Annotated in this window: 22 protein-coding genes; 18 read left to right on the top strand and 4 right to left on the bottom strand. The window is 41.3% G+C overall.

Annotated features, from left to right (window positions below):
- Window positions 1-25 precede the first annotated feature (25 nt).
- The 8 genes from EHR06_RS09590 (at window position 26) to EHR06_RS19130 (ending at window position 4,474) form a co-directional block, all read left to right on the top strand.
- Entirely contained in the window at window positions 26-268 is a 243-nt protein-coding gene (locus EHR06_RS09590) for a hypothetical protein (RefSeq protein ID WP_086446281.1), read from the top strand.
- Entirely contained in the window at window positions 252-1,514 is a 1,263-nt protein-coding gene (locus EHR06_RS09585) for a replication-associated recombination protein A (RefSeq protein WP_135756798.1), read from the top strand. Before EHR06_RS09590 ends, EHR06_RS09585 begins: the two co-directional genes overlap by 17 nt.
- A gap of 152 nt (window positions 1,515-1,666) precedes the next feature.
- A complete protein-coding gene (locus EHR06_RS09580) occupies window positions 1,667-1,990 on the top strand; it encodes an ArsR/SmtB family transcription factor (RefSeq protein WP_135756797.1) in 324 nt (107 codons plus the stop codon).
- Between the two features lie 3 nt (window positions 1,991-1,993).
- Window positions 1,994-2,458 carry an SRPBCC domain-containing protein gene (locus EHR06_RS09575; RefSeq protein ID WP_135756796.1) on the top strand — a complete coding sequence of 155 codons (465 nt, stop codon included), beginning with the start codon at window positions 1,994-1,996 and terminating at the stop codon, window positions 2,456-2,458.
- A 10-nt stretch (window positions 2,459-2,468) separates the two neighbouring features.
- Window positions 2,469-2,837 carry a DoxX family protein gene (locus tag EHR06_RS09570; protein WP_135756795.1) on the top strand — a complete coding sequence of 123 codons (369 nt, stop codon included), beginning with the start codon at window positions 2,469-2,471 and terminating at the stop codon, window positions 2,835-2,837.
- 7 nt (window positions 2,838-2,844) lie between these two features.
- Window positions 2,845-3,423: a YdeI/OmpD-associated family protein gene (locus tag EHR06_RS09565; protein WP_135756794.1), complete on the top strand. Its 579-nt coding sequence runs from the start codon at window positions 2,845-2,847 to the stop codon at window positions 3,421-3,423.
- Window positions 3,424-3,616: 193 nt separating this feature from the next.
- Complete coding sequence (locus EHR06_RS09560) at window positions 3,617-4,063, top strand: OsmC family protein (protein WP_135756793.1); 447 nt, start codon at window positions 3,617-3,619, stop codon at window positions 4,061-4,063.
- Window positions 4,064-4,303: 240 nt separating this feature from the next.
- Entirely contained in the window at window positions 4,304-4,474 is a 171-nt protein-coding gene (locus tag EHR06_RS19130; RefSeq protein WP_165780259.1) for a hypothetical protein, read from the top strand.
- Window positions 4,475-4,489: 15 nt separating this feature from the next.
- Here EHR06_RS19130 and hisC read toward each other — a convergent pair whose 3' ends face one another.
- Both hisC and EHR06_RS09550 read right to left on the bottom strand, forming a co-directional pair.
- Complete coding sequence (hisC, locus tag EHR06_RS09555) at window positions 4,490-5,587, bottom strand: histidinol-phosphate transaminase (protein ID WP_135756792.1); 1,098 nt, start codon at window positions 5,585-5,587, stop codon at window positions 4,490-4,492.
- Between the two features lie 22 nt (window positions 5,588-5,609).
- A complete protein-coding gene (locus EHR06_RS09550) occupies window positions 5,610-7,238 on the bottom strand; it encodes a peroxidase family protein (RefSeq protein WP_167492285.1) in 1,629 nt (542 codons plus the stop codon).
- A gap of 94 nt (window positions 7,239-7,332) precedes the next feature.
- On the opposite strand from EHR06_RS09550, the gene EHR06_RS09545 reads away from it, so the two are divergent.
- The 4 genes from EHR06_RS09545 (at window position 7,333) to EHR06_RS09530 (ending at window position 13,968) form a co-directional block, all read left to right on the top strand.
- Window positions 7,333-9,054: an EAL domain-containing response regulator gene (locus tag EHR06_RS09545; protein ID WP_135756791.1), complete on the top strand. Its 1,722-nt coding sequence runs from the start codon at window positions 7,333-7,335 to the stop codon at window positions 9,052-9,054.
- A gap of 175 nt (window positions 9,055-9,229) precedes the next feature.
- Window positions 9,230-9,616: a response regulator gene (locus tag EHR06_RS09540; protein ID WP_008597002.1), complete on the top strand. Its 387-nt coding sequence runs from the start codon at window positions 9,230-9,232 to the stop codon at window positions 9,614-9,616.
- Window positions 9,617-9,629: 13 nt separating this feature from the next.
- Window positions 9,630-11,879 (top strand): ATP-binding protein, encoded by a 2,250-nt coding sequence (locus EHR06_RS09535; protein ID WP_135756790.1) that lies wholly within the window; start codon window positions 9,630-9,632, stop codon window positions 11,877-11,879.
- Window positions 11,880-11,901: 22 nt separating this feature from the next.
- Window positions 11,902-13,968, top strand: coding sequence for a methyl-accepting chemotaxis protein (locus tag EHR06_RS09530; RefSeq protein WP_135756789.1), 2,067 nt, complete (start codon window positions 11,902-11,904; stop codon window positions 13,966-13,968).
- Here EHR06_RS09530 and EHR06_RS09525 read toward each other — a convergent pair.
- On the bottom strand, window positions 13,958-18,346 hold the full coding sequence (locus tag EHR06_RS09525; protein ID WP_135756788.1) for a PAS domain-containing protein: 4,389 nt from the start codon (window positions 18,344-18,346) through the stop codon (window positions 13,958-13,960). The genes EHR06_RS09530 and EHR06_RS09525 overlap by 11 nt on opposite strands.
- Before the next feature lie 364 nt (window positions 18,347-18,710).
- On the opposite strand from EHR06_RS09525, the gene EHR06_RS09520 reads away from it, so the two are divergent.
- Window positions 18,711-20,276, top strand: a complete 1,566-nt coding sequence (locus tag EHR06_RS09520) for an LA_0442/LA_0875 N-terminal domain-containing protein (RefSeq protein ID WP_244288560.1) — start codon at window positions 18,711-18,713, stop codon at window positions 20,274-20,276.
- A gap of 20 nt (window positions 20,277-20,296) precedes the next feature.
- Window positions 20,297-22,366 (top strand): methyl-accepting chemotaxis protein, encoded by a 2,070-nt coding sequence (locus tag EHR06_RS09515; protein ID WP_135756787.1) that lies wholly within the window; start codon window positions 20,297-20,299, stop codon window positions 22,364-22,366.
- A 261-nt stretch (window positions 22,367-22,627) separates the two neighbouring features.
- Here the strand turns inward: EHR06_RS09515 and EHR06_RS09510 are convergent, their stop codons facing one another.
- Window positions 22,628-23,641 (bottom strand): hypothetical protein, encoded by a 1,014-nt coding sequence (locus tag EHR06_RS09510; protein WP_244288559.1) that lies wholly within the window; start codon window positions 23,639-23,641, stop codon window positions 22,628-22,630.
- 199 nt (window positions 23,642-23,840) lie between these two features.
- Here EHR06_RS09510 and EHR06_RS09505 point away from each other — a divergent pair, with 199 nt between their 5' ends.
- Genes EHR06_RS09505 through EHR06_RS09490 form a run of 4 tightly spaced genes read left to right on the top strand, consistent with a single transcriptional unit; the run spans window position 23,841 to window position 26,788 of the window.
- Complete coding sequence (locus tag EHR06_RS09505) at window positions 23,841-24,191, top strand: hypothetical protein (RefSeq protein WP_208757770.1); 351 nt, start codon at window positions 23,841-23,843, stop codon at window positions 24,189-24,191.
- Complete coding sequence (locus EHR06_RS09500; RefSeq protein WP_135756785.1) at window positions 24,175-25,545, top strand: PP2C family protein-serine/threonine phosphatase; 1,371 nt, start codon at window positions 24,175-24,177, stop codon at window positions 25,543-25,545. Before EHR06_RS09505 ends, EHR06_RS09500 begins: the two co-directional genes overlap by 17 nt.
- A gap of 4 nt (window positions 25,546-25,549) precedes the next feature.
- Window positions 25,550-26,323 (top strand): enoyl-CoA hydratase-related protein, encoded by a 774-nt coding sequence (locus EHR06_RS09495; RefSeq protein ID WP_135756784.1) that lies wholly within the window; start codon window positions 25,550-25,552, stop codon window positions 26,321-26,323.
- Between the two features lie 6 nt (window positions 26,324-26,329).
- Entirely contained in the window at window positions 26,330-26,788 is a 459-nt protein-coding gene (locus EHR06_RS09490) for a DUF192 domain-containing protein (RefSeq protein WP_135756783.1), read from the top strand.
- Window positions 26,789-26,804: the final 16 nt, after the last annotated feature.

The raw sequence follows: 26,804 nt of genomic DNA, 5'->3' as shown, positions 1-26,804 counted from the left end.
TATAAGTAAAGGTACAAAAGTTTAGATGAAGGACGATTCTCCCAGACTCATTCCTAAAACCAGAAAAGAACTGATCTTAGAAAATTTAGATTGGTTCGCTCTACCTGTTCGTATTTCCGAATTGGTGGAGAATGTATTGGATGGAAAGATCAGAGAACAATCCTTAGTATGCTGCCATAGCGCCTGCGATGTATGCAATTCCACAATCCGTTCCTGCATACGTAAGATCCAAAGAGAATTGGAAGAAGAACTTGGGCAGTCTATTTGAAAGAGCACCTCTTCCCCATAAGATCAGGCCAACCTCATTCGCCCAGGTCATTGGACAGGAAAAGGCAAAGCTTCAATTACAAAAATATAAAGAACCGGTAAGCATTCTATTATACGGACCTCCCGGAACGGGAAAGTCCACGATCGCCAGGATCTTAGGTAATACCTGGAAATTACCTTTTGTGGAATATAATGCAGTCACAACAGGCGTTGCGGATATCAAAAAACTATTAGAAAGATCCGAAAAAGAAGGAAGTATACTTCTTTTCTTGGATGAGATCCATAGATTCAGTTCTTCCCAGCAAGACAGTTTATTAAGAGGTGTGGAAACCGGGGGAATCGTTCTCATAGGTGCCACTACTGAAAATCCATCGTTTAGAATTACAAGACCGCTATTATCCAGATGCCAAGTGCTCAAGCTGGAACCACTCGGAGAAAATGATCTTTTGGAAATACTTTCCAGAGGAATAGGATCCTTAGATCCGAAACCGAATATTACAAAAGAAGCAAGTTCTCTTTTAGTACGTTACTCAGGAGGAGATGCAAGAAAACTACTCTCCAATTTAGAAGGACTTGTTCTATCCAGAGATTCAGGAGTCCAGATAGAAGCCTCCGATATAGAAACATTTTTAGAAAGCAGGGTAATCGAATATGACCAGAGCGGAGAAAGTCATTACGATGTGATCTCCGCATTCATAAAGTCAGTGAGAGGAAGTGATCCGGACGCTGCATTATTCTATTTAGCAATGATGTTAGAAGGAGGAGAGGATCCACTCTTCATCGCAAGAAGACTCATTATCCTAGCCTCCGAAGATATAGGAAATGCTTCCGTTCACGGTTTACCTTTGGCGGTCGCTGGACTTCATGCTTTGGAAACGATCGGAATGCCGGAAGGACGGATTGTTTTAGGACAGGTCACCACATTCTTAGCCTCTTGCCCTAAGTCCAACGCATCTTATTTAGGGATCGGTTCCGCACTTTCTTTCGTAAAAGAAAGAGGACCAAGTTTAAAGATCCCGAATCGACTTAGAAACGCTCCTACTTCTACTCACAAAAAAGAAGGTGCTAGCCAGGGTTATAAATACCCTCATGATTTCGGCGGATTTGTACCATTCTCCTATTTCCCGGACGATCTTTCCGACAATCCTCCTCAATTCTATAAACCTACCAAAAACGGAATGGAAGGAAAGATCAGGGAACATCTTGCTTCCATCTGGAAAAAAATTTCCGGAAAAAATTACGAATAAATAATATTATTTTTTTTATAAAGTAGGCCGCCTCTGCCTTCCGCATCCCTGGCGGGTTTTAATCCAAGATCCTCCTCCATTCGGAGCAAATATAAATAAAATTGTTGCGTAGTTAAATGGCTACATTTAATTTGTAGTTAAGTGACTACATAATGAATCTAAGAAGGGACGTATTTCAGGCTATAGCAGACCCTACTAGAAGAGCAATACTTCTATTAGTGGCTTCTCAGGCAATGACCGCAGGGGCGATTGCCTCCAATTTCGATACTGCCAGGCCGACCGTTTCCAAACATTTACAAATACTCACCGAGTGCGAATTGTTAAAACAGGAGCAAAACGGCAGGGAAATTTATTACCAATTGAATCCGAATAAGATGAAAGAAATTGCCGACTTTATAGAACCATTTCGTAAAATGTGGGACGATCGATTCAATAAGCTGGAATCGGTAATGAAAAAATACAGATCAAGAAAATAGAATATGGAAATAAAAACCAAAATTGATGCAGAAGACGGCAAACAAGAATTGCTGATCACCAGAGAATTCGATCTTCCTGTGGATCTACTTTTTAAGGCGCATATAGAGCCGGAAATCGTGGAAGAATGGATGGGAACAAAAGTCCTGAAATTAGAAGGTAAGAATCACGGAAGTTGGCAGTTTGTGACCACGGATCCTCATGGAAACAAACACGGATTCAACGGTGTTATCCATGAATTTGTTCCGGACCAAAAGATCACCCGCACTTTCGAGATGGAAAATTCACCTTTTCCTCCTCAGCTCGAGTTCTTAGAATTCGGATCCTTGGGCGAAGAAAAAAGTAAACTTACGATGCATATTGTATTTAAGTCCGTCTCACTCAGAGACCAACTGTTAAAACTTCCTTTCGCTCAAGGAATTAACTTGGCTCATAATAGATTACAAGAAGCCGCAAATAAATTAAAATAGGATATTTGACATGAGAAACAAAGTTATATACTGGATCGCTACTGCATGGCTTTCTTTAGGGATGGTATCGACAGGGATCGTACAGATCATCCAAATGAAAGAAGAAGCGGATATGTTTGCACATTTAGGCTACCCCGCATATTTGATGATCATAATAGGAGTTTGGAAATTATTAGGGGTAATCGCAGTGCTTGTTCCTAAATTTCCTTTGGTAAAGGAATGGGCTTACGCTGGATTTTTCTTTACAATGTCTGGAGCAGTGTTCTCTCATTTTGCAGCCGGGGACGGAGCAAAAGAATATTTCGGACCTGCATTATTGCTGGTGCTTACGATAGTATCCTGGTATTTCAGACCGGCTGATAGAAAATTACAAGGGTGAATCATAAATGAATCCTAAGGTTGATTTCTTTTTTAATAAAGCCAAACAATGGAAAGAAGAATATGAGTCAATGCGTAAGATCGCTTTGGCTTCCGGACTTACCGAAGAATTAAAATGGGGTCAACCTTGTTACACATTTCAAAACAATAATATAGTTTTGATACATGGATTTAAAGAATACTGCGCTTTTTTGTTTTTTAAAGGGGCTTTATTAAAGGATCCTAAAGGGGTCCTTATCCAACAAACCAAAAATGTGCAGTCTGCTCGTCAGATCCGATTTACCAATCTAAAAGAGATCGATAAACTCAAAACTTCCTTAAAATCTTATATCAAAAATGCAATTGAAGTGGAAAAGTCCGGACAAAAAGTGAATTTCAAAAAGACAAAAGAGTTCGATATGCCTGAAGAATTTTTAAGCAAGCTAGAAGAATCTCCCAACTTAAGATCCGCTTTTGATTCCTTAACTCCGGGTAGGCAAAGAGGTTATCTTCTTCATTTTTCTTCCGCAAAACAATCTAAGACCAGAGAGGCGAGGATAGAAAAGTACATCCCTCATATTCTGAAAGGAAAGGGATTAGATGATTAAGAAAAAGGTTACGGAGATGGTCCGGTACAAGAATATATCTCCGCAATGCCGGGCGAAAAAATGTAAGACCAAGTGATTGGGCAAGGGTCCATTCTTTTGTTCAATAAAGCGTCTAAAATATCCGTAATAACATATTAAATTCTTTCCATCTAAAAGCTAGGATCCCGAATGATTTTAACTTCGGGAGGAAGATATGGCAAATACTGTATTCGAAAGTAAGGCTTCTTGGGCGGGAGGTTTGAAACTAAACCTACAATCCAGGAATCATAAATGGGTAGTGGACGAACCTGAAATTTTAGGTGGAACGGACCAAGGGCCGAATCCAGTTGAACTCGTGTTAGGTGGACTCGCAAGTTGTGTAGGAGTTTTAGTTTCTTTGTATGCTCCGGCTCATAAGGTAGAATTAAAGGATTTCCATGTATTCGTGGAAGGAGATCTGGATTTGGACGGTTTCCAAGAACTTGCACCTGTTCGTCCTGGATTTTCCCAGATCCGTTATAGAGTAGATATCCAAACGGATTCTCCTAAAGAAAATGTGGATTCTCTACTTGCTCATATAGAAAGGATCTGCCCTGTGAAGGATACATTATCGGGAGTAGGAGTATTATCCCAAAAATCCGGATCTTCTGTTGCAGCCTGATCCGATCTAGACTCCTTTTCGAGTATTCCATTCTGGATTTTCGGAAAGGAGTTCCTACCTTCACTTTAAAAGAAATATCTTTCTGTAATATTCTAGTCATCCGCTTGTTGTAGATAGGGAGTAAGTTAATAAAGAACTAGAAAATTTTGACATAATACGGTAAGGAAATCGCTGCTTCCAGACGAAACTAAATATGGAAACTGCGGGTCTTACCCCCAAGACGAAAAAAGGAGGTTTCGAATGTTTCGATCCGAAAAAGAGAAAAACGAAAAAAGCCAATTCCAATCCGCTGGACCGATCCAAGTCAGAAAGGAATTTGCTCGCTCGGAAGCTGTAAATTTCTCCACTAAAAAGGCAGAAAGCAGAGACGAAAAAGTGGTTCGACTGAGACCAGATCTTTACGAAAAATAAAACCGGAGCTCCTAATTAGAGGAGTTCCGAAAGCCTTTCTAATACTCGGTCGTTTTGTTCCGGCCTTCCAATCGTAATTCTCAGAGCATTCAATCCGTAACTTTTCAGATTTCTTAATATGATCCCTTCCTTCAAGAGTGTCTCGAAGGTTTGGGTGGAATCCAATTTTGCTTTGTCCAATTTGATCGTGATAAAGTTAGCATAGGATTCGAAATAAAATAGTCCCTTCTTCTTTGCGAACTCTTCGTAACGGATCATCTCTTTTAAGTTTGATTTGAGGTAATTCTCCACAAATTCCCTGTCGCTCAACGCGGTAGCCGCAGCCAACTGAGAAAGTTGAGAAACATTGAATGGAGGTCTTAATTTGTAGAATGCACGGATCATTTCTTCCGAAGCGATACCGTATCCGATTCTCATTCCGCCTAATCCGTAAATTTTGGAGAATGTGTTTGTATACAATACATTCGGGAATTTTGAAATTACATCTGAAGCTTGGACTTCTTTTTTAGGATTTCTGATCTTTCCGAATTCCATATAGGCTGCGTCCAATACGACCATCGTATCGGAGGATATTTTTTGTAGAAAAGTATATAGATCCGACTGATCCAAAGCATCTCCTATCGGATTACAAGGAGTGCAAATGAATATGATCTTAGGAGAATGTTTTTTATACAGGTCCAGAAATTGGTCCAGATCATGAAGTTCTGAATTTGTTTGGATAGTCTCTGCGCCGCATTGCCCTGCGTAAATAGAATACATTGAGAATGTTTTACCGTTTTGGAGGATCTTATCTCCAGGATTCAAAACCGATCGTGTGGCAAAATCGAATATTTGGTCGCTACCGTTGCCTTGTATTACGTTTTTTGAATCCACCCCGTGAGTTTTTGCAAGTGCATCCTTTAACGCCTTATAAGAGTCGTCAGGATATAAAGGCATCTTGTAGACCGCTTCTTTAATGACTTCGGAAACCTTGGGGGATACACCGTATGGATTTTCGTTGGAAGCAAGTTTGAGAACCTTGTCCGGAGAAATTCCGTATTCACGTACGACTAGTTCTATCGGTTTGCCGGCCTCATAAGCCGGGATCTTGTCTAAAGCGGGCTGGAATCGCATCTAATTCCAGGAAAAAACGGAGTCAGGATTCTTCCAATCGTTTTTGTTCTACCAATCTTTGGTAAAGTCCTTGGAAGTCTTTGAAAAATAAGGACTCGTTGAGTGCATATTCCATCACCATTCTTTTGGTCTCTTCCGAGCCGAGCAATGCCCTGTCTGTGGCGAGCATTCTGACTCCGCCATCCAAAAGTAGATCCCTAAAATAATGATTATTGAATATATTCGGAGTTTCCGTAAATGAACCCTTAGCATGCCAGCCCAATGTATGGACTCCCATGAGTAGAACTGTATCTCTTGTGGAAAATCCCATCATAGAAAAATAATCCAGAGAATCTTTTACATCGGGACTATCCACAGGCATAAGCATTCTTCCGCTTGGATAACTAGAATCTTTTCTTCCAGGTAGAATATGGACCTGAGGTCCTCCCGCTTTTTGGAGTGCAAGTGCTCCAGAAAGAGCGATCATATCCGAAAGAGAAGGGATCCCAACTCTTCCTTCTTTTTCCATTTCTTCCTTTAAATGGATGATCTCTTCAATTTGTTTTATGACTCCGCGATTATTCTCGTCATTTAAGATGGTAGGAAAACGAATAGAACCTTCGAGACCTAACCATTCTCCATCCGAGGAAAAAATGGAAGAAGCGTGAAACACCATACGAAGCCAGGCCCCGACTTCCGTAGGATCTATTTTGTCCCAGATCCTATATCCTGTTTCTTGCCAGGCGCTTCCTTCACAATTATTCTTAGTTCCTAATACTTCGTGTACTCTATAATTTCCGGTTTTACCTTTCAGTTTCGTTTCGAAACTTCTTCCTTTAAGAATTCTGTCCTTTACGGATTCATAAACTTTTTGGGAAATTAAGATCTTTGCTCCCGCCTTTTTAGTGGTAGTCTCGATCCTGCTTGCGGAGTTGACCGTGTCTCCTATCGCTGTGAACGACATGCTTAAAGGATGTCCTAACTTTCCTAAAATTGCAGTTCCATAATTGATACCGATCCCTATTTCGAATTCGGAACCTAAATGATTTTGAAGATAAGTATTCAAACTTTCTAATTCGGATCTCATCTCGAGTGCCGAGCGGATCGCATTTAGATTTGCACGGACCGGATCCGGATCTTCCAAACCGAAGATCGCCATAAGTCCGTCACCTATATACTTGTCTATGATCCCGCCGTATTTTAGGACCTTATCTCCCATCCTATAAAAGTAGCGGTTCAGAATATGGATTACATCGTAAGGCAAATGACTTTCCGAAAAACCTGTGAAACCCCTAATATCGCTGAATAAGATCGCGACAGGTTTTTCTATCCCGGAGATCAGATCTGAGAATGTAGATGCAAGAGCCCTGTCTGCCTCGTCTATCACCAGTCTTCTGAGTACTATATCACCCGTGGTCTTTGTTTGGCAGGCGAGTCTTACGTTATCCGGAAAACCTTTCTTTTGAGCGAGCGCCGTTTCTTTTTCGTTGCGGGGAAGAAGATATTCGTCCCCGTCTTGGATCAGTACCCTGCAAGTAGAGCAACGTGCGTTACCTCCACATGCGTGTATATGAGGAATGCCTGCATCCAGTGAAATTTGTAATAATGACTTGTTTAATTCGGAAGGTTCGAGGAATACTTCCTTATCGTTTTCGAAAATTATTTTTATCATAATTATACGTTCGCTAAGAATAAAAATAATCTTCGGCCTGGGCCGGAAATTCTTTTTTTCCACGTCTAATTCCAAGTTCTACGAGTATCCGATCGTGCAAAACCAAGAAAATGGATCATCCGACGAATCACCTAAAAGATCGGTGATCTTATGCGTCGACGACGAGCTGATCATTTTAAGAGGACTCAAAGAACAGCTCAAATCCGCCTTCGGAAAAAGTTATCAAATAGAAGCTGCAGACAGCGCAGAACTCGCACTCCAAATAGTAGAAGAATGTAACCAGGCCGGAATTCATATCCCAGCGATATTAAGCGACCAGGTCATGCCGGGGATCAGAGGGGACGAGTTCCTGATCCGGATCCAGGAGACAAATCCGAATACAAAAAAGATCATGCTCACAGGACAGGCGAGTGCGGAGTCCGTGGGAAACGCACTTAACAAGGCGAACTTATACAGATATCTTTCCAAACCCTGGGACTCGAACGATCTGCTCATGACCGTAAAAGAAGCGGTCCGTTCTTATGAATCAGATATTTCTCTTTCCGAGCTGAATAAAAAATTAGAAGAAGCACTTCTTTATAATAGGGACTCCGGACTTCCCAATTTGGAATCCTTAAGAAGAAGATTGGATCTCGCTGCGGAAGAAAAGGAAGATTCTCTTCTCGCATTGATACGAATAGAGTCCACTTCTTTGACCACAAGGGATTTCGGAGTTTCTCTCTATAAGGATTTAATGAAGAAGTTCCTGGATTCCATGAAATCTCTCTTAGGGAACTATGGAGAGATCTTCCACGTATATGAAGATGAAGTAGCAATCCTCTCTAAAGTGCCGGAAGAGGAGTTCCTTCCGCATCTAATCGCATTTCGGATACTTCTACGCTCCGATTATTTTACTGCGTCCGGAATTTCTTTCCGGATCAACGCGACTATAGCCACTGCCAATGGAAAAAAAGATCTGTATTATAAGGCGAGACTCGCGCTCGTAAAAGCAAGCCAAGAGCCTGAATTCGATTCGGAATCCGGGATCTACTCTTATTCCGAGAAGATGGACGACCAAGATCTTTATAAGATCAATATGGATCTGGGAAAAAGACTGAACCAAGCGATCCATTCAGGAAATGTTGTGCCTTATTTCCAAGGGATCATGGACAATCAAACAGGTAAGGTGGAAAAATTCGAATGCCTTGCAAGGATCGTGGAAGACGGAAAAGTTTATGCTCCCGCAAGTTTTTTATATCTAGCAAAGTCTACCGGTCTTTTGAGAAGGATCAGCCCTATACTTTTCGAAAAAGCACTTCGTAAATTTTCGGATTCTTCTTATTCATTCTCCATTAACCTGTCTGAAACTGAATTAGAGAGCCCAAGTTTTCCGAAATGGGCGGCTTCTCGTATGGAACATTACGGGATCAATCCTTCCAGAGTTACTTTCGAAATTTTAGAAACCGCAAGTTTTCACGGAAATCCGGAAAGACTGAAGGTGATCGCAGAACTGAAAGAGATGGGAGCAAAAATTGCAATCGACGATTTCGGAGTGGAACATTCGAATTTTTCCAGATTACTGGAGATCCAACCCGACTTCATCAAGATAGATGGAAAATTTATCCAATCTTTGGAAAGAAATCGGACAGCATTTATCCTGACTTCTGCAATCACAGAACTTGCGCATAGAATCGGAGCAAAAGTAGTCGCGGAATTCGTTTCTACTCCGGAAGAACTGAAAGTTGTACGTTCCCTAGGCATAGAATATTCGCAAGGATATCTGATTATGCAGCCTTCTCCTGACATAACCCCGGTTTCGATAAAAATTATTGAATAGGTACTTTGGTCTATTTTTTTCCAAGCAGCCTTGTAACTCATTCTTTCGTGGGATAAAGTCGAAAATGAGTTGCAAACATAATTTATAGAGTAAGTATCCTTGTTTTGCTCCGGATTTTGAGCCGGGGTTTTTTCGTTTTTGTTCGTCTAATTTATACGTTGGTACCGGGGGAGCGGTGGAGAAAGCGATTCTTTTTGTTGATGATGAAGCGCTCATTTTGATGAGTATGAAGTCCCAAGTCAAAAGACATCTGGGTGATACTTATCGTTATGAGACCGCTCTAGATGCGTCCGAAGCGATGCAGATCATTGAAGAATTGGTAACGGAAGGAGTTAAGATCCTGATCGTAATCTCCGATTGGCTGATGCCCAATATCAAAGGAGACGAATTTTTGAGGATCGTTCACCAGAGATATCCGGAGATCCAAAAGATCATTATCACAGGTCATGCTGACATTGCTTCCGTCGAAGCTTTAAAAAAAGAGATCAATTTATACAGCTACTTGAAAAAGCCCTGGGACGAAAAAGAATTAGTAACCACTATCACCTCAGCCCTTAAATAAATAGGGGGGCATAATGAGCCTTCGAACGCGCTTCTCTCTTTATTGCGCTATTGTTCTATTTGCATTCTCAGTTCTGCTAACTATGTTAGTGGCCGCAGCCGCATTTTATGATTCCAAAGTTTCTTCCCAAGAAGCTGCGTTTGCAAAAGCGGAAGGTGCATCCTTCGAAGTGCGTAAAATTTTCTCCGAAGCAATTAACAAAGTGGGAGAAGCTAAAACTCGCTGGGAACTTACTCGTCCTTCTCGCGCTTCCGTTGAAAAAGATCTAGTGGATCTTTTTCAGAATGATAAAAGATTTTTAGGGGCCGGTGCGGTTTTCGAACCGAATCTTTTTGATGGAAAGGACGCTTCGTTTGTCGGGCGTAAAGGTTCCAACTCTATGGGTAGATTTGTTCCATACTTTCATAGAAGTATTAAGGATCCGGATGAGATCAGTTTAGAAGAAAGTGTTTATTATGATAATACCGACGAAAGCGGTAACTACTACCAGATCCCGAAAGCCACGTTAAGCGACTTTGTCGGAGAACCTTATTTTTATCCGTTAGAAGGAGTGAATATTTTTATGATCTCCTTGATCCGGCCGATCAGCCGTGAGGGAAGATTTATAGGGATCGTAGGCCTGGACCTAAAACTTTCCGATCTGGAGGAAGAATTATTCTCCAAAAGACCGTTCGGTGACGGACATTTGGCATTGATCTCTCCAGGTGGAAAATATGCGGTCCATGGTGCCAAAGGAATTTTGCAGGGAAAGAATGCTGGAACTCCTGAAGTAAAAGATTCCATCCAAAAATCCTTAGCTTCCGGACAACCTTTCGCTTATCCGGTAGAAGGTGGGAACTCCTACATATTTCCATTCAGTATGGGAACTTATGGAAAGAACTGGGCGATCGAAGTTTATGTTCCGGACTCGGTCCTTTGGAATGATCTGGGACCTATCATTCTAAGATGTTTGCTGATCACGTTTGCGCTTTTACCCGTATGTCTGTATTTTCTGGACAGATTCTTTTGTAAATACGTCTCGGAAGGTTTATCCGAAGCGACCACATTTGCAGATTCTTTGGGAGCAGGGAATTATTCCGCTCAGATCCCTACTAGGAAATTTCAGGATGAGATCCATCATCTTTTTACAACATTGGAAAATATGAAGGAGAAGTTACTGGTCGCGATCGATCAACAGATCCGATCGGAAAAGATCTTAAGAGAATCTGCCGAAATTTATTCACGTAACGAAATTATCCGCCTTCAAAAAGAAGAATTGGAAGTCACCTTAGGGGAATTAAAAACCGCTCAAGAAACCTTACTTAGGAACGAAAGATTAGCTGCGATAGGCAGGATCTCCGGCGCTGTCAGCCACCAGATCAATAATCCACTCGGAGCGATCGGAGCGTCCAGGGAGAATATTTCCTTTTACGTAAAAAGAATTACGATACTTCTGCCTTTTCTTTTCGAATACCTAACCCAAGCAGACGAGATGGAAAGGGAGTTTTTTAATATCACCTTAAAGAGAACATTAGAAAATCATAAAGAACAGATCGGTAAAAAGTTCAGGGAAACCAGGCATTCCATAGAAGCTTTCTTAAGGCAGGAACAAATAGAGGATGCCGGGGATAAGGCGGCCGTCGTAGCCGAGTTAGGGTTTTCGGATTGCCCTGAATTCATTCTTCAATTATGCAGATGTTCCGAATGGGAGCGTATCTCCGAATTTTTAATGGCGGTCAGAGGACTGGAAATTTCGGAAGAAGTCATTCATAGATCCACAGATAGAATGTATAAAATTGTGTCCGCATTAGAAACCTATTCAGGGACCGCGAAAGAAGACAAAGAAAGATGGGTAAAGGTTTCGGATACGATGGAAGTTGTGCTCGGAGTATATGAAGGTGCCGGCGGGAACAGGGTCACTGTCGAAAGAAATTATATTTCCGAAGCGACCATGAGATGTATCCCGGAAGATTTGGTACGGCTTTGGACGCAGATAGTGGATAACGCATACCAGGCAATGTCCGGGGAAGGAAAACTTAGAGTAAGTATCTATGATGCGGAATCAAAAATTGTCTGTGAAGTGGAAGACAGCGGTTCCGGTATTCCTAAGAACATCAGAGAACAAGTTGGAGAAGTTTTATCTTCCGGAAAATCGGAAGGAGAAGGCGCAGGTATAGGACTTGCGGTTGCGGCTTCCATTTCCAAAAAATACGGAGGCAGTTGGAATTGGGAAAGTGAACCCGGCTGCACTATCTTTCGCTTCTCCTTTCCAAAATCAGAATAAAATATAATTTAGGGCTTTTACTATGAGTATCAGATACAGGATTTCACTCTACTTAGCGATCGTACTTTTGACAGGCTCTTTTGTTCTGGCGGGTATCAATTCATTTTCCTCTTATTTCAGTTTAAAGTCTCAGGTGGATTCAGGATCTACCATGGCCGGTAAACGTTATCAGTATGAAATTTCAAATTTTTTAAATTCAGTTTTAGGATCTTTAAGAGGTTTTCAATTTATGCTGGAAACTTCTCATCCTAATAGAGAAGAGATGATCTCTTCCCTTAAGAAGTTAGCCGAAACCGATTCTCATTTTTTCGGGACCTGGGTGTTATATGAGCCCAACGCTTTCGACGGGCAGGATGCAAGATATAAGAATACTCCTTATCATGATGCGACCGGCAGGTTTATTCCTTACTGGAATAGGGCAACCGGCGATTTAAAGATCACATTCGCAGAATCTTATGACGTGGATGATACGATCAGCTTTTATTATAGAATTCCTAAAAAGACCCAAAAAGATTTTATCTCGGATCCGTACGTATATTCGGTGAGCGGAAAAGATGTTCTTATGGTTTCCATGGTTAAGCCAATCTTACGAGGTGGAAAGTTCGTAGGAACAGTTGGAACGGATATCGCCATGGAAAATCTGCAGGAATTACTGGGGCCGATCCGACCATTTAGGGGAGAAGGTTATTTGGCCCTAGTATCGCCGGACGGACTCTATGCCGCAAATGGAGGAGATCCTTCTTTAGTTGGTAAGGCAATTCCGGATGAGAATATACGTGCCCAAGTAAAAGAACTGAGTTTAAAAGGAGAGGACTTTCAGATAAAAGGTGCGGGTCATACCAGATACTTTTTTCCATTTTTATTAGGAAATTATGATAAACCTTGGGCCGTAGAAGTATCCATCCCTGATTCTATCTTTTGGTCCGATATGAGAGGGGTGATCCTGCAGACAATTTTGTCTTCACTTGTGATCATGGTAGTGATACTGATCATTCTGAATTTGATTTTCAATCGACTCATTACTTTAGGACTCTTGGAAGCGATCGGTTTCTCTGAGAAAATAGCGGATGGGGATTTGACTTCTCATATAGAAATAGCAAGAGAAGATGAGATAGGAAAACTACTCAAGTCAATGGATATGATGAAGGTGAATCTTTCCAAGATCATCTTGGATATCAAAACTTCTTCAACCAAGTTAAACAGCACTTCTGATCAAATGGCGGAATCCAGTCGTAACTTCTCGGATGTAGCCCAGGCACAAGCTTCTGCAGCGGAAGAATCATCAGCAGCAGTAGAAGAACTTGCCGCATCCGCGGAGAATGTTCGTAGATCCATGGAAAAGGCGATCGAGAATATGAAGGAGATAGATACGAACGTAGTTCTTCTTCGTGAGCAGATAGGCACCATTAACAACGAGATGCAAACATTATCTCAAGTCGCATCCGAATCCCAGGAACGAGCAGTTACCGGTGAGAATGCGATGGGTGCAACGAATCAGGCTATGGATGAGATTGGAGAAAGTGCGAGTCGTATTAACGAGATCTTATCCATTATCACTGAAATTTCTGAAAAAACAAATCTTCTTGCATTGAATGCTGCAATCGAAGCTGCAAGAGCAGGAGAAGCAGGTAAAGGGTTTGCTGTAGTTGCAGAAGAGATCAGTAAGCTTGCGTCTCAGACTTCTTCTTCCGTGCAGGAGATAGGAGAGCTTGTGGATTCCACGAATAATGCGGTCCATAACGGGAACACTAAGGTGAAAGAGGCGAGTGATATACTTCGTAAATTGAGAACCTCAGTGGATTCCTTCGGATTATCTGCGAAGAAGGTGCTGGAATCCGTTCGTACCCAAGAGAAGAATACACAGGACATTCATCAATCTGCGAATTTCTTAATGAGCTTCAGTTTACAGATAGAAGAAGCGGTCCAAGAACAGAAGAGGGCTACTGACGAGATCACTAAAACGATAGTAAGTATCTCGGAGGGAACCCAGGAAGTTGCTTCCGGTGCGGATGATCTCACTTCTTATTCGGGTGAAATGCACCAACAATCGGAAGGACTTTTGAAGTCTGTGGATAAGTTTAAACTTTAACTTCTAAAAAAGGAAGCAGGATCCGGAACATCGTAAATCCGGGTCTTGTTTCTACTTCTATCTTTCCTTCATGTTTTTCTACGATCTTTTTCACAATATCCAGTCCTAAACCGCTTCCTTCTCCGGGAAGTTTTGTGGTGAAAAATGGCTGGAAAATTTTATCCAGAATATTTTCAGGAATTCCAGGTCCATTGTCCATGATCTCCACGATGATAGAGTCCACTTTTTGATAAACCTTGATCTTGATTGTCCCTCTGAATTCCATCGCTTGTAAAGAGTTATAGATCAAATTTGTCCATACATGAATGAGATCATCCGGATAACATAATGTTTTTGGAATATTTTCGTATTCTTTGGAGATTTGGATCCCTTTTTTGAGCTGGTTTTGATAGATCGTGAGGACCGTTTCTATATTTTCAGTAATGGATGCAGGGATCTTTTCCGAAGTGGTATCGAAATGAGAAAAGTTTTTTAAAGCGTATAAGATCTTAGAGACCCGGTCCACGGCGATCTGTATCGTATTCGTATTGGAAAAGAAGAATGCTTCCAGTGCGGAATATTCCAAGAGCACACTTGCTTTCTCACAGACCAGGAATGGAAGTGCTATCTTAGGCAATTCTCTAAATCCCATATCGGTCAGGGTATCCGCAATCGAGTAAGGAGAAGGAATATTCAATTCTTTCAATTGTACTGCTATACTTTTTTTGGCGTTTCTTTCTTCCATTCCGGCCAGTTGGTCTTTTGGCTGTCTGACCAGACTCAAAAATTCGCGGAAAGATTCCACCTGTTCCGAGTTCATTCCGGTTAATACATTTTGTACATCAGGTAGAATTGTTTGAAAACGGATCAGGCATTCCTGCAGATTTTGGTTGGATGCTTGTACTGCCCCGATCGGATTATTGATCTCATGAGCCACACCTGCGATCAATTGCCCCAGGGCGGCCATCTTTTCGGATTGGATGAGCTGAGCCTGAGCTTTTTTAAGGTTTTCTAATGTTTCCTGTAACTCATTTTTTTGCATCTCTATCAGTCTATTTCTGACGGAGATCTCGTCATTGATCACTTTTAATTCTTCCACCTCTTGGATGGCGGAAGTATCTAGAAGGCTTACTGCAGCTACGTAAGTTTCTTTTTCCGTATAAAAGTGAACGCTTCCTATTGCGGAAAACACTTGGCCGTTCCAACGTATCGCTCTCAGCTCCAGATTTTCAGAACTTTCGAAGGAACGTATTCTTGCATGTAATGTGGCCCAGGAATCGGGAGTGAATAAGGAAACCGGAGAAACGGAATGAATGTCTTTTTGGTTAAAACCGAATATTCTTAAAAAAGCGGGATTGGTATCCAAGATACTTTCCGTTCTTGGATCTAAGAATATGATCGCCTCGTTTGCAAATCTATAGAAGGTTTGGAACCTCGCCTCGCTTGCTTTTAATTTTTCCTCCGATTTTTTCCTGTCGGTGATATCTGCGACTATCCCGGCCATTCTTGCGGCAACTCTTTTCGGTGTCCGATATACCTGGCCTTTGACTTCCAGCCAATGGATAGTCCCGTCAGGATGAAAGATCCTATATTCTATATTGAGGGAATTATCTTTTCCTAATAGACTCGCTCTTACGTATTTTCGGATCAGGTTTTGATCGTCCGGATGTACTAGATCCATGAAAACGGAAGTGTTGGTGTCAAACTCCTCTATATTTTTTCCGAAAATGGAAGCAGTATCCAAGGACCAATGAGCTGTTCTATCCGTTAAATTCCAGCTCCAAGTTCCCATCTTGGAAGCGTTTAACGCAAGTCTGAGTCTTTCTTCGCTTAACTTTAATGCCTTTTCGGCTGAAAGTGATTCGGTAATATCCGTTACTAGGAAGACTAGATTTTTTATTTTTCCGGAAGTATCCTTGATTGGTGCTCCGTTAATGGATAAAAATTTCTTTTTTCCTAATTCGTCCTCTATTGCATGCCTGACATCGTATACGGGCTGCCCGGAGGTAAGTACCCTCATGAACGGCTGATCGTTTGCCGTCCATTCTCCTCCGTCTATAGAGGTAGCTTTCCACTCGGGTGCATTGTATTTTCTTTCTTGGATCTCATCCAAACTTAGTCCGAGAACATTTTCTGCGGAAGGATTCGCGTATAAAATTTCTCCCTGAGGATTTAATACGGTGATCGCTGCCACTGAAGTTTTCATGATCTCAGATAGAAGATCCCTTTCCGCGATCAGGTCGCTATGTTTTCTTTTTCTTTCTATTGCGTTAGTAAGTGTCTCTCCGATCGCTTTTAAGTTCGCGAGTTCGAATTCCCCGAACTTCATTCCCAATTGCCTCAGAGGGACTTCGGAAGTCATTCCTAAACCGCCGACAACTTTTCCTTCTAAGGTAAGAGGAACTGCGATCAAGAATTGAATTTGCAGAGACTGCATTTTATTTCGTGCATCCGATTCCGGAAAATCTTCCAGTTGAAGTGTGACTATTTCCCCTTCCAGGATCTTCTTTGTGAGAAAATTATTCGGATCTACCGGGCTTTCCGCAGGCCAGCTTGCCTCTTGGTTTTTCGCTTCGGGAACAATGAACTCGTATACCAAAGTCCTGGTCAATTTTTCAGTATCGTACAATACTAAATTACCCCTGGACATTTTGAATGTTTGGGTGATCTTTAAGATCGCATTGGAGATTGCCTCTTCAATTTCTAATATAGGTTGATTGATCAACTCGGTGGAAATGGAAGAAGTGAGTCTTTCTATGTTCGTTTTGTATTCTTCTTCTTTTTTTCTTTTGATCTCGTCGCTAATGTCTTGGATCGTTCCTAAAAGTTTAAGCACCTTTCCTTCGGAGTCTTTTAGAAAGTCGGTCCTGTTTAAAAGGATCTTCTCCTTTCCGGAAGGTGTGATGGATCTATATTCTATCTCTGAAGATACCCCTTCTATTACGGATCTTTTAAAATGTTCTTCTACTCTTTCTCTATCATTCGAATGCATATAGTCGAATGTAGGTACAAGCATTCTATCATTCGTTTCTAATATTTGATAAAGACCTTCGGAAGCCGTCATCTTTCCGGAAGGTATGTCGTATTCCCAGCTTCCTATCTTTGCCGTTTTTTGGGCCCTGTCTAAGAAAAGTTTTGTTTCTCTTAATTCTTCCTCTGTCTGCTTTTGTTCCGATATATCTATATGGATTCCGATCATTCTGACCGGATTTCCTTCCGGATCATTCTCCGCTATTTTACCTCTGGTTAAGATCCATTTATAAGAACTGTCCTTACATTTTAAACGAAATGCCGCAGAATAAGAAGGTAATTCTCCTTTAACATAACTTTGCCAGGCCGAGTTTGTTTTGTCCCTGTCTTCCGGATGAAGGCTCTCATTCCAAAATTCGTATGTGGGTACGATTTCTCCGGGATTATAACCCAACATCTTCAGCCAATTATCGTCCACATGATGTTCGTTTGTTATAATATTATAATCCCATATACCAAGATTAGCGCCTTGTACTGCGAGATCCAAGGTGCTTTCCTTTTCTTCTAAGATCTTTTCCGTTTCTCTTTTTTCCGTAATATCTATATGGATGCCTAGGGCTCGAACTGGGGCTCCGTTCTTATCTCTCTCCCAAACTTTTCCTCTAGAACGGATCCATTTCCAAGATCCGTCCTTGCATAACATTCTGAAATCACTCTCTAATAGTTCGGATCTTCCTTCTATATGATCCTGCAATCCCTGCGTTATGAGAGGCAGATCGTCCGGATGTATCCTGGATCTCCAAAATTCGGAGGTGGGTAGGAACTCCTCCAAAGTGTATCCGAGGATCTCCGCACATCTTTCATTGGGTATTACGACCCCGTTCGGAATATTCCAATCCCAAAATCCAAGGTCTGCACTTTTTATAACGAGATCTAATTGTTCTTCTCTGGTCTTGAGTAAAATTTCCGCTGCGAGTTCTTTTCTGAGATCTATTATGTTTCCGCGGACTAGATTATTGGAACCAGGGATCTTTACTAAATGTATTTCGCAAGGAATGATCTCTTTGTTTTTATTGCAATGATCCCATCTAAATACCGGAGTTTGTCCCTGTAATGCGAGGGATATTTTTTCGTAAGCGGATTCTTTGGAAGTTTTTCCATCCGGTTGGAATTGAGGAGAAATATCGGCGGGACCTAATTTTAAGAATTCTTCTCTAGTGTATCCGAAAAGGATTTCAGCCGTTGAATTAACTACCTCGAAGATCCCGGTCTCCGAATTTACGATCGTGATTGCGGAAGGAGAGTAATCGATCAAGGATCTCAAAAGACGATTGTCTGATTCCGAGCGAGAGAGTTTTTCTACTTTTTTCTCTAATTCGGAGATCCTTTGATTCGCCGCATCTAATTCCCTCTGGAGATCCTTGTCCATTTGTTTCGTATTTTCGGGATCCACTCTCTATTTAATAGAAAGTGAAAACCTCTCTTTGAAAACAAAAATACTGGGCGCTTTGGTTTTTCATTCGGGCTTTGTTGTGATTGTGTGGAAAGAATAAGGCAAAATTTTCCTGATCCCGGCCAGGTTGAAAATGTGAACTATTCGAAACATTTCAAACGTTCAGAAATAAATTATCAATATTTCGCATAATAAAATTTTTTGAGTGACGAGTTAATATAAATCAACATTTCTTTTCGTCTCCTTGAGGATTCTCGCCCCGTAGAAGACCGCTCTATGTACTTGGGAAAGATCGAGAGGGAATAGGGTGCCCGCCCTAGTTTATATTGGAGACAAAATTATGTTCCTTGGAGTTTGGCCGAAGCGTCCGCTTACTTTCGCGGCAGGACTGTTTTTTCTTTTCGGTTTCGGAGAAATATTCTCAGCCGATTTCGTTCGTTTAAAGAACGGACAGGTAGTCCGAGGTAAGATCATCTTAGAAGATGATGAAAAGGTATTGGTTGCCGAGAATGATGACTATGTTCGTTATGTGGATAAGGACAATGTAGCTCAGGTAAGTTATGAAAAAGGAAAACAGAATACCGGTACTTCTACCTTAGATAAAAAAACGACCCCGCAAAAAGTTTCAGATGTTCCCCAGGGGCATGTCGAGACCGGTCCTCCGAATATGTACGGTCCAAGCGCAGGATCCAGTAACGGCAACGGAGGAGATACTTCTATAGAAGTGATACATGAGGTGGTCACGGACTTTATCTGGCGGGGATTGAGTTTCTCCGGAGAGATCGCTAACCGCAGAAATAACGAAAGTTATAGAGCTATGACATTCGTTCCTTCTTACCAGCCTACCGTAACTTTTAATACTCCGTTAAAAGGTTTCCAGGTACAGTTTTGGGGAAACTTTCAATTAACGGAACGTAATGATAGAGATAATGACGGAAGATTTCAAATGTATCCGGGAGGAGCCGGACCAGGTTATGCGGGACAAGGATCCTCAGGTTCTTTAAGCCCGTTCTCAGCTCCTTCTCCAGACGCGTTAAACTCTGCTTGTCCGTATGATACTCAGGCAAACTTTATGGCGGGAAATCCTACGACCGGTTCCACTTGCGGCGGGGATGTTCCAGGTTTCAAAAAAGAACAGAATGGTATGAAACGATCGGATGGTTTATTCTACGCATTCTATTATAATTTTGAAAAAACAAGCTGGGGAACTTTTACGGCAGGTATCTGGTTCTATAACACTTTCCAAAAGAGTGCGGCTTATACTTCTCCTGCATTAGGAGGATTTAATTCTGCGGCTGCGCAGGGAGTTTCCGGAGCGAATAATCCTTCTACCCAGATCACCCGTTTAGCTTGGCAGGAATATTTTTTCTTTTGGAAATTGCCTTTCTTGCAATGGGCGAATCCTACAATTTCATTTTATACTCAATTCTCTCAGGAAAATGCAGGCTTGATGGCGGGTAAAAATTATCTGTCTTTAACGATGGGGCATGAGTTCTTTGAAGGGAATTTTTTCAGGATACTTCCTCAGGTGAATATAGGTTATGCGATGAGTAATAATATCGTGGATAATAGATACGGGATCCAGGATATAACTTCTACGATCACTTTCTTTTTCGGAAAGTTTTTCGTGAAGGCGGCGGACGTATATAGACCTAATTTATATATGTATGATACAGATAATTATTACGGAGCGACTGGTGGTTATGTAAATACCACTTCCAAGGACGGTAAGATCGTGGATCCTGGAAAGGTGAACGGTCCTGCCAATCAGTTGGTATTGGATTTTATCAATTCCTCCACTTCTATACCGGACCAATTGAGGCAATCAGTAAGAGAGTCTTATCTTCTGCAGAAAATTCCTTCTCATTTGGTTTGGTTCAGTATAGGGTTCAGCCAAAACTTCTAAGTATATAAGGAATATGTAAAATGAGTATTCGCTTCAGGATTTCACTTTATCTATCGATAGTTTTACTTTCGGGTTCGGTTATTTTGACCGTAATCAACTCTATCGGATCGTATTTCAGCCTGAAGTATCAGGTGGAAGACGGGTCTAGAATGGCCGGAGAAAGATTTGCCTATGAGGTAAAGGACTTTTTGGATTCCGCATTGGGTTCCCTTAGGGGAACCCAATTTATATTAGAATCTTCTAAACCTGCAAGAGAAGAAGTGGTAGCCGCTCTTTGGAAATTGGTGGAGGCCAATCAATATTATTTCGGGACCTGGGTCGTATTTGAACCTAACGGTTTCGACGGACAGGATGCAAGATTTAAGAATAAACCTCCTTATCATGACGGCACAGGAAGATTCGTGCCTTATATAAACAAATCTAAAGGTGCAGTTACCGTAGAGCCTGTGATATATTACGAAAATCTGGATGAGTCCGGGGCATTCTATACTGTTCCTAAAAAGACACTTCATGATTTTGTCGCGGATCCATTTTCATATCCTGTAGGTGGAAAGGATGTACTTATGGTTTCCTTAGTGAAACCGGTATTTAGAGGAGGAAGTTTTTCAGGAGTAGTGGGCATTGACCTCGCTATGGAAAACTTGCAGGAACTATTGGGACCGATCAAACCGTTTAGGGGAGAAGGTTATCTTACACTTGTTTCTCCAAATGGGACGTATGCCGCAAATGGGAAGGATCCTTCTTTGGTCGGGAAAAAGAACCCGGACGAAGAATGGTTGAAGCAGATCACGGAAGGGATCGCTAAAGGAAAACCTTTCTCTCTGCATGGAGGCGGAGAAGGACATCATTTTTTTCCATTTTTATTAGGAAATTATGATAAACCTTGGGCCGTAGAAGTATCCATCCCTGATTCTATCTTTTGGTCCGATATGAGAGGGGTGATCCTGCAGACAATTTTGTCTTCACTTGTGATCATGGTAGTGATACTGATCATTCTGAATTTGATCTTCAATCGACTCATTACTTTAGGACTCTTGGAAGCGATCGGTTTCTCGGAGAAAATAGCGGATGGAGATTTGACTTCTCATATAGAAATAGCAAGAGAAGATGAGATAGGAAAACTACTCAAGTCAATGGATATGATGAAGGTGAATCTTTCCAAGATCATCTTGGATATCAAAACTTCTTCAACTAAACTGAATAGCACTTCTGATCAAATGGCGGAATCCAGTCGTAACTTCTCGGATGTAGCCCAAGCACAAGCGTCAGCAGCGGAGGAATCGTCTGCAGCAGTAGAAGAACTTGCCGCATCCGCGGAGAATGTTCGTAGGTCCATGGAAAAAGCGATAGAGAATATGAAGGAGATAGATACGAACGTAGTTCTTCTTCGTGAGCAGATAGGCACCATTAACAACGAGATGCAAACATTATCTCAAGTCGCATCCGAATCCCAGGAACGAGCAGTTACCGGTGAGAATGCGATGGGTGCAACGAATCAGGCTATGGATGAGATTGGAGAAAGTGCGAGTCGTATTAACGAGATCTTATCCATTATCACTGAAATTTCTGAAAAAACAAATCTTCTTGCATTGAATGCTGCAATCGAAGCTGCAAGAGCAGGAGAAGCAGGTAAAGGGTTTGCTGTAGTTGCAGAAGAGATCAGTAAGCTTGCGTCTCAGACTTCTTCTTCCGTGCAGGAGATAGGAGAGCTTGTGGATTCCACGAATAATGCGGTCCATAACGGGAACACTAAGGTGAAAGAGGCGAGTGATATACTTCGTAAATTGAGAACCTCAGTGGATTCCTTCGGATTATCTGCGAAGAAGGTGCTGGAATCCGTTCGTACCCAAGAGAAGAATACACAGGACATTCATCAATCTGCGAATTTCTTAATGAGTTTTAGTTTACAGATCGAGGAAGCGGTCCAGGAACAGAAGAGGGCTACTGACGAGATCACTAAAACGATAGTAAGTATCTCGGAGGGAACCCAGGAAGTTGCTTCCGGAGCGGATGATCTCACTTCTTATTCAGGTGAAATGCACCAACAATCGGAAGGACTTTTGAAGTCTGTGGATAAGTTTAAACTTTGAGATGTAGAGAAAAGTGAGTCTCAGAGATATTCTCACGCAGAGGCACGGAGATTCAAAGAGGCGCAAAGTTCTTTTCACGCAGAGACACGGAGTCGCAGAGAGAAAACATATACTTATGCTTTAATTGTCACGCAGGAATTCCTACACTTGAAATTGGCAAGTAAGACCTCATGTAGGAACTCCTACATGCATTTTAACCTCGTGTTGGAACTCCTACAAACTCAAAAACTCTGCGTCTTTGCACCTCTGCGTGTGAAAGAATTACTGAGAAAGAATTTTTTCTAAAATTTTTCTCTGAACTTCCAGGGAATCTGTCGTGATACCGTTTCCCATTTTGAAGATCGGTTTATCATTCTTTAATATTTCCAATTCCCAAGGTTTCTTTTCTAAAACTACGTGAACATAGGAAACAAAAGAATCCGCAAAAAAATCATCAGCATTTGCCGCAGAATATAATGTGGGGAATGGTGTATTCAAAAGGACAGGATAAATTTTCTCCCAGTTATCCTCCAGAGAAAGTGATCCGGAATAAAATCGGATCCGAGGTCTTACGGTAAAGAGGGAATCATCCAAATAGCTGACCTTCTCCGATTTCCAAACTTCTTTATAAAATTCTAAATTCGTATAAGATCTTTTAGCCGAGAAAAAACTTGGACCTATGTTTTCCGTTTCGGATAAAATATGTCCGAATTCATGTAGCAAAATATAACGAAGTGCATTTGCCTTAGTGTTTTGTTTCTCTTCTTCTATCCGGATACGTATCCTTAAATTTCCTTTTTGGAATGTAGAATTTTCCTTATAGCTGATCCAATCGTTTGCATTCCGATTTAAGGTATTCGCATCTAAGATCACAAATCCTCCTATAGATTTGCCTTCCTTACGTACGATCCCTGTAACTGCAGATCCTCCTAAATTCTCGCAGACATAAATACGAAATAGTTTATTTTCGAGAAGAGACCGGACCTGCAGTGTTTGAGAACTCAATGAATCTAACAGAATAGATTTGAATGTGTCTATATTTTTGATAGGAGAAGGTGATTCCGTAAATCCATCCACTCGATTTAACTCATTTACATAATCTAAGGCTTGTTTGTCCAAGTTATAGATCCTAGAAGACCAATCCCGAGACTCCAACCCGACATAGTTTTCTATCTTGGAAAGAGGAGTTGAAGATAGAACATCCGCATAAGGATTGGGATCTCCTGCTTCTTCTTTGCAAGAGTAGAAGGTTTCAAAAATAAGAATGAATAAGACAAACAATCGACACAAAAACATGCGGCTTTGAATGTGCAAAACTTGAGCTAGAACGAAAAGTATTTTTCTTTGCATCGCAAAAAATCGGAAAGAGAAAGGGTGGGATATTGATTTGCATTTCATAGGCCCTTTGTAAGATTTGTGCCTGTCTCTTATGAAGACCGGTGTCTTTTTTTATAACACTTGCAGATTTCCCGGCAATTTTGCTCGGACTTCTTTCTTGTTATGTATAGCCGCTTTGTTTCTTTATGGAGTCTCGATCTTTTCGGATGTGACCAATCCTTGGGAACTTCCTATAGATGAGAGGATCTTGAATCGTAAGGATGTGAGTCATATCGTTTTAGAGACAAGGCCCGGCGGATTTCGCGTAACTTTACTGATTAACGAAAGATTTCCGTATAACTATAAATCAAAATCATCCGCTTTCTATTATTCTAATATTAAGGATTCTAAAGAAGGTTTGGAATTGGCGGAAAAATTAGATCGATATCTTAAATCAGGCTTCAACATGAAGATCAGATTTAACGGATCGGAAATTTACGAATTTATATTAGATGAATCTATCCAATAAAAAAGCTGGAATACTCAACCCTTGGTCCTTTCTGGAAACCGAGTTTAATTACAGGGAAGTAAGCGCATGGAAAGACTTCGTCCGTATCGATCAGTCATTCATTCGTCTTGCTTTTTTTCTGCACTTCTTAGTTTATTTTTTAGCTCTAATTCCCGAGATACAAAATTCCCCCCACGGGACCATCTATTTCGGGCTGATCTTGAGCTTAAATATTCTAAGCCTGGTGCTTTCTTTCCAAAGAAAATATCTTCCTGCTATCATTCACGGTACAAACTTTAGCATTATCTTTTTGGTAATGTTGATCTTGAACGAATCCTTTTACAGTTTCGATGATCTTCATAGTTTACAACTTTATAATAATTACTTCTTACTTGTCGGATTTTTGGTCCTATTCCAAATGTTCCGCCTCAAGGTAAAAGGCTGCTTCTTAACTGCTACTTATTCCATAGTATTGCACCTTGGGTTTATTTATTTCAAACTCAAGAATAGCTCTCTTCCAGGATTTCCTTTAGTTCTATTCGTTCCGGATGTGGTTTATCTGATCTTAAGTTTGATCGGGACCACGATTGTTGTGATCGTAAGAAGGTTAGTCCGTATATCTTCCGAGCTGGATTCGGAATATAGATTTTTGCAGCATGAACTTCAGATTGCCAGAAAAGTGCAGGAGACATTATTTCCGGAAGATGTAAGCATCAAAGGTTTTAAATACGAGGTATTTAGATCCACTCCTAACGAGATCGGCGGGGACTTTTACGATTTTATACAATTAAGGGAAGGGAATACCGGGGTTTTTTTAACCGATATTGCGGGCCATGGGATCGCCTCCGCGTTAGTCGCTTCATTTATTAAAATTATGGTAGCGACCATGCCTTATCGTCTAAAGCTGCATCCGGTCCGGCTATTGGAATATCTGGATGAGACACTTCTTAGGCAGTTCAAATCACATCACGCTTCTGCGGTTTATATATTTTTCGATTTTATTTCCAAAGAGATCCATTTTGCGAACGGGGGACATCCTTATCTGATGCATTCCCAAAACGGGAACGACTTTAGAGAAATTGAAACTACTGGAAGTATATTAGGATTCGGGATCAAAAGGCCGATCGCAGAACTTGTATCTTTGCCGATCCAATCTGCAGAAAGGTTGTTTTTATATACGGATGGATTGATAGAGAATCGAAATCCGCAAGGAAAACAGCTTGGAAGTGAAGGCCTAATTGAAATCCTGAACAGAAATAAGTCTTTTACCGATTTAAAACAGTTTAAAGAAGCCGTCCAAGTCGAACTCTCCGCATTCTTTGGGGACGCTGAATTCGAAGACGACACACTTTTCCTGATCATCGAGATGGAGTAAATACATGAGCGAATCACTGATCCATTTGCAAAAAGAAGGCAAACTGGCGATTTTAGAGATCAACCGTCCTTCCGCGTTAAACGCATTAAACGAAGAACTATTAAGCGAATTAACAAGCGCGATCTATACTTTAGAAAAAGATCCGTTAATCCATGTGTTAATCATCACGGGACAGGGAAAAGCGTTTGTTGCGGGTGCGGATATCGCTAAAATGAAGGATTTGGGGGCAAGCGAGGCCGAAAAATTCGCCACATTGGGACAACACGCATTCGATCGTATCCAAAAAAGCAGACTCGTTTCCATTGCTGCAGTGAACGGATTCGCATTGGGCGGCGGATTGGAACTTGCACTTGCATGCGATATCCGTATAGGTTCTGAAAAAGCAAAATTAGGACTCCCTGAAGTTTCTTTAGGTTTGATCCCCGGATTCGGCGGGACCCAAAGGCTTGCGAGACTCATCGGATACGGAAGAGCTGCAGAACTTATCTTCACGGGAGATATGATCGGTGCAGAAGAGGCATATCGTATCGGTATATTAAACAAACTTGTTAAAGACGGAGAAGATCTGATCTCCACTGCGAAAGCGACTGCGGAATCCATTTTGAAAAAAGGGCCTATTGCGGTTTCCACCGCAAAATCAGTGATCCTAAATGGATTGGATATGCAATTATCCAAGGGACAAGAATTGGAGAAAAAAGAATTTTCCAATCTATTCTCCGGAAAAGAATCCAAGGAAGGAATGGGAGCATTCTTAGAAAAACGTCCTCCTAATTTTTAAGGATCCATGAAAACTTTCAGATTCTTATTTCTATTTTTTCTGTTCTGCCTTCCGATGGCGGGCTGGGGAGAATATAATTCTCCTCTATACTTAGAAAAAACCACCATCTATATAGGAGAGCACGCTCTCCTTGTGGAAGTTGCAAATACGGATGAGTCCAGACAGAGAGGATTGATGTTCCGTAAAAAATTAGGGGAGAATGAAGGAATGATCTTCATCTTTCCTACGGAGGATCATCTATCTTTTTGGATGAAGAATACTTTAATCCCTTTGAGTATCGGTTATTTCTCAAAAGACAAGAGACTCGTAGACGTTTACGAAATGGCACCGAACCAAACACAAGTTCTGTATCATTCCACACAAAAGGTAATGTATGCGGTGGAAGCAAATCCTAGATGGTTTGCGAAACGTGGGCTTGGAAAAAATTCTGTTTTAAAAATAGAGAGTAGATATATAGGAAAATGATCCGCCCTTTGAGGAC

Source organism: Leptospira dzoumogneensis (assembly GCF_004770895.1).
Lineage (GTDB): Bacteria > Spirochaetota > Leptospiria > Leptospirales > Leptospiraceae > Leptospira_B > Leptospira_B dzoumogneensis.
This window is presented reverse-complemented; position numbering and strand designations above follow the sequence as displayed.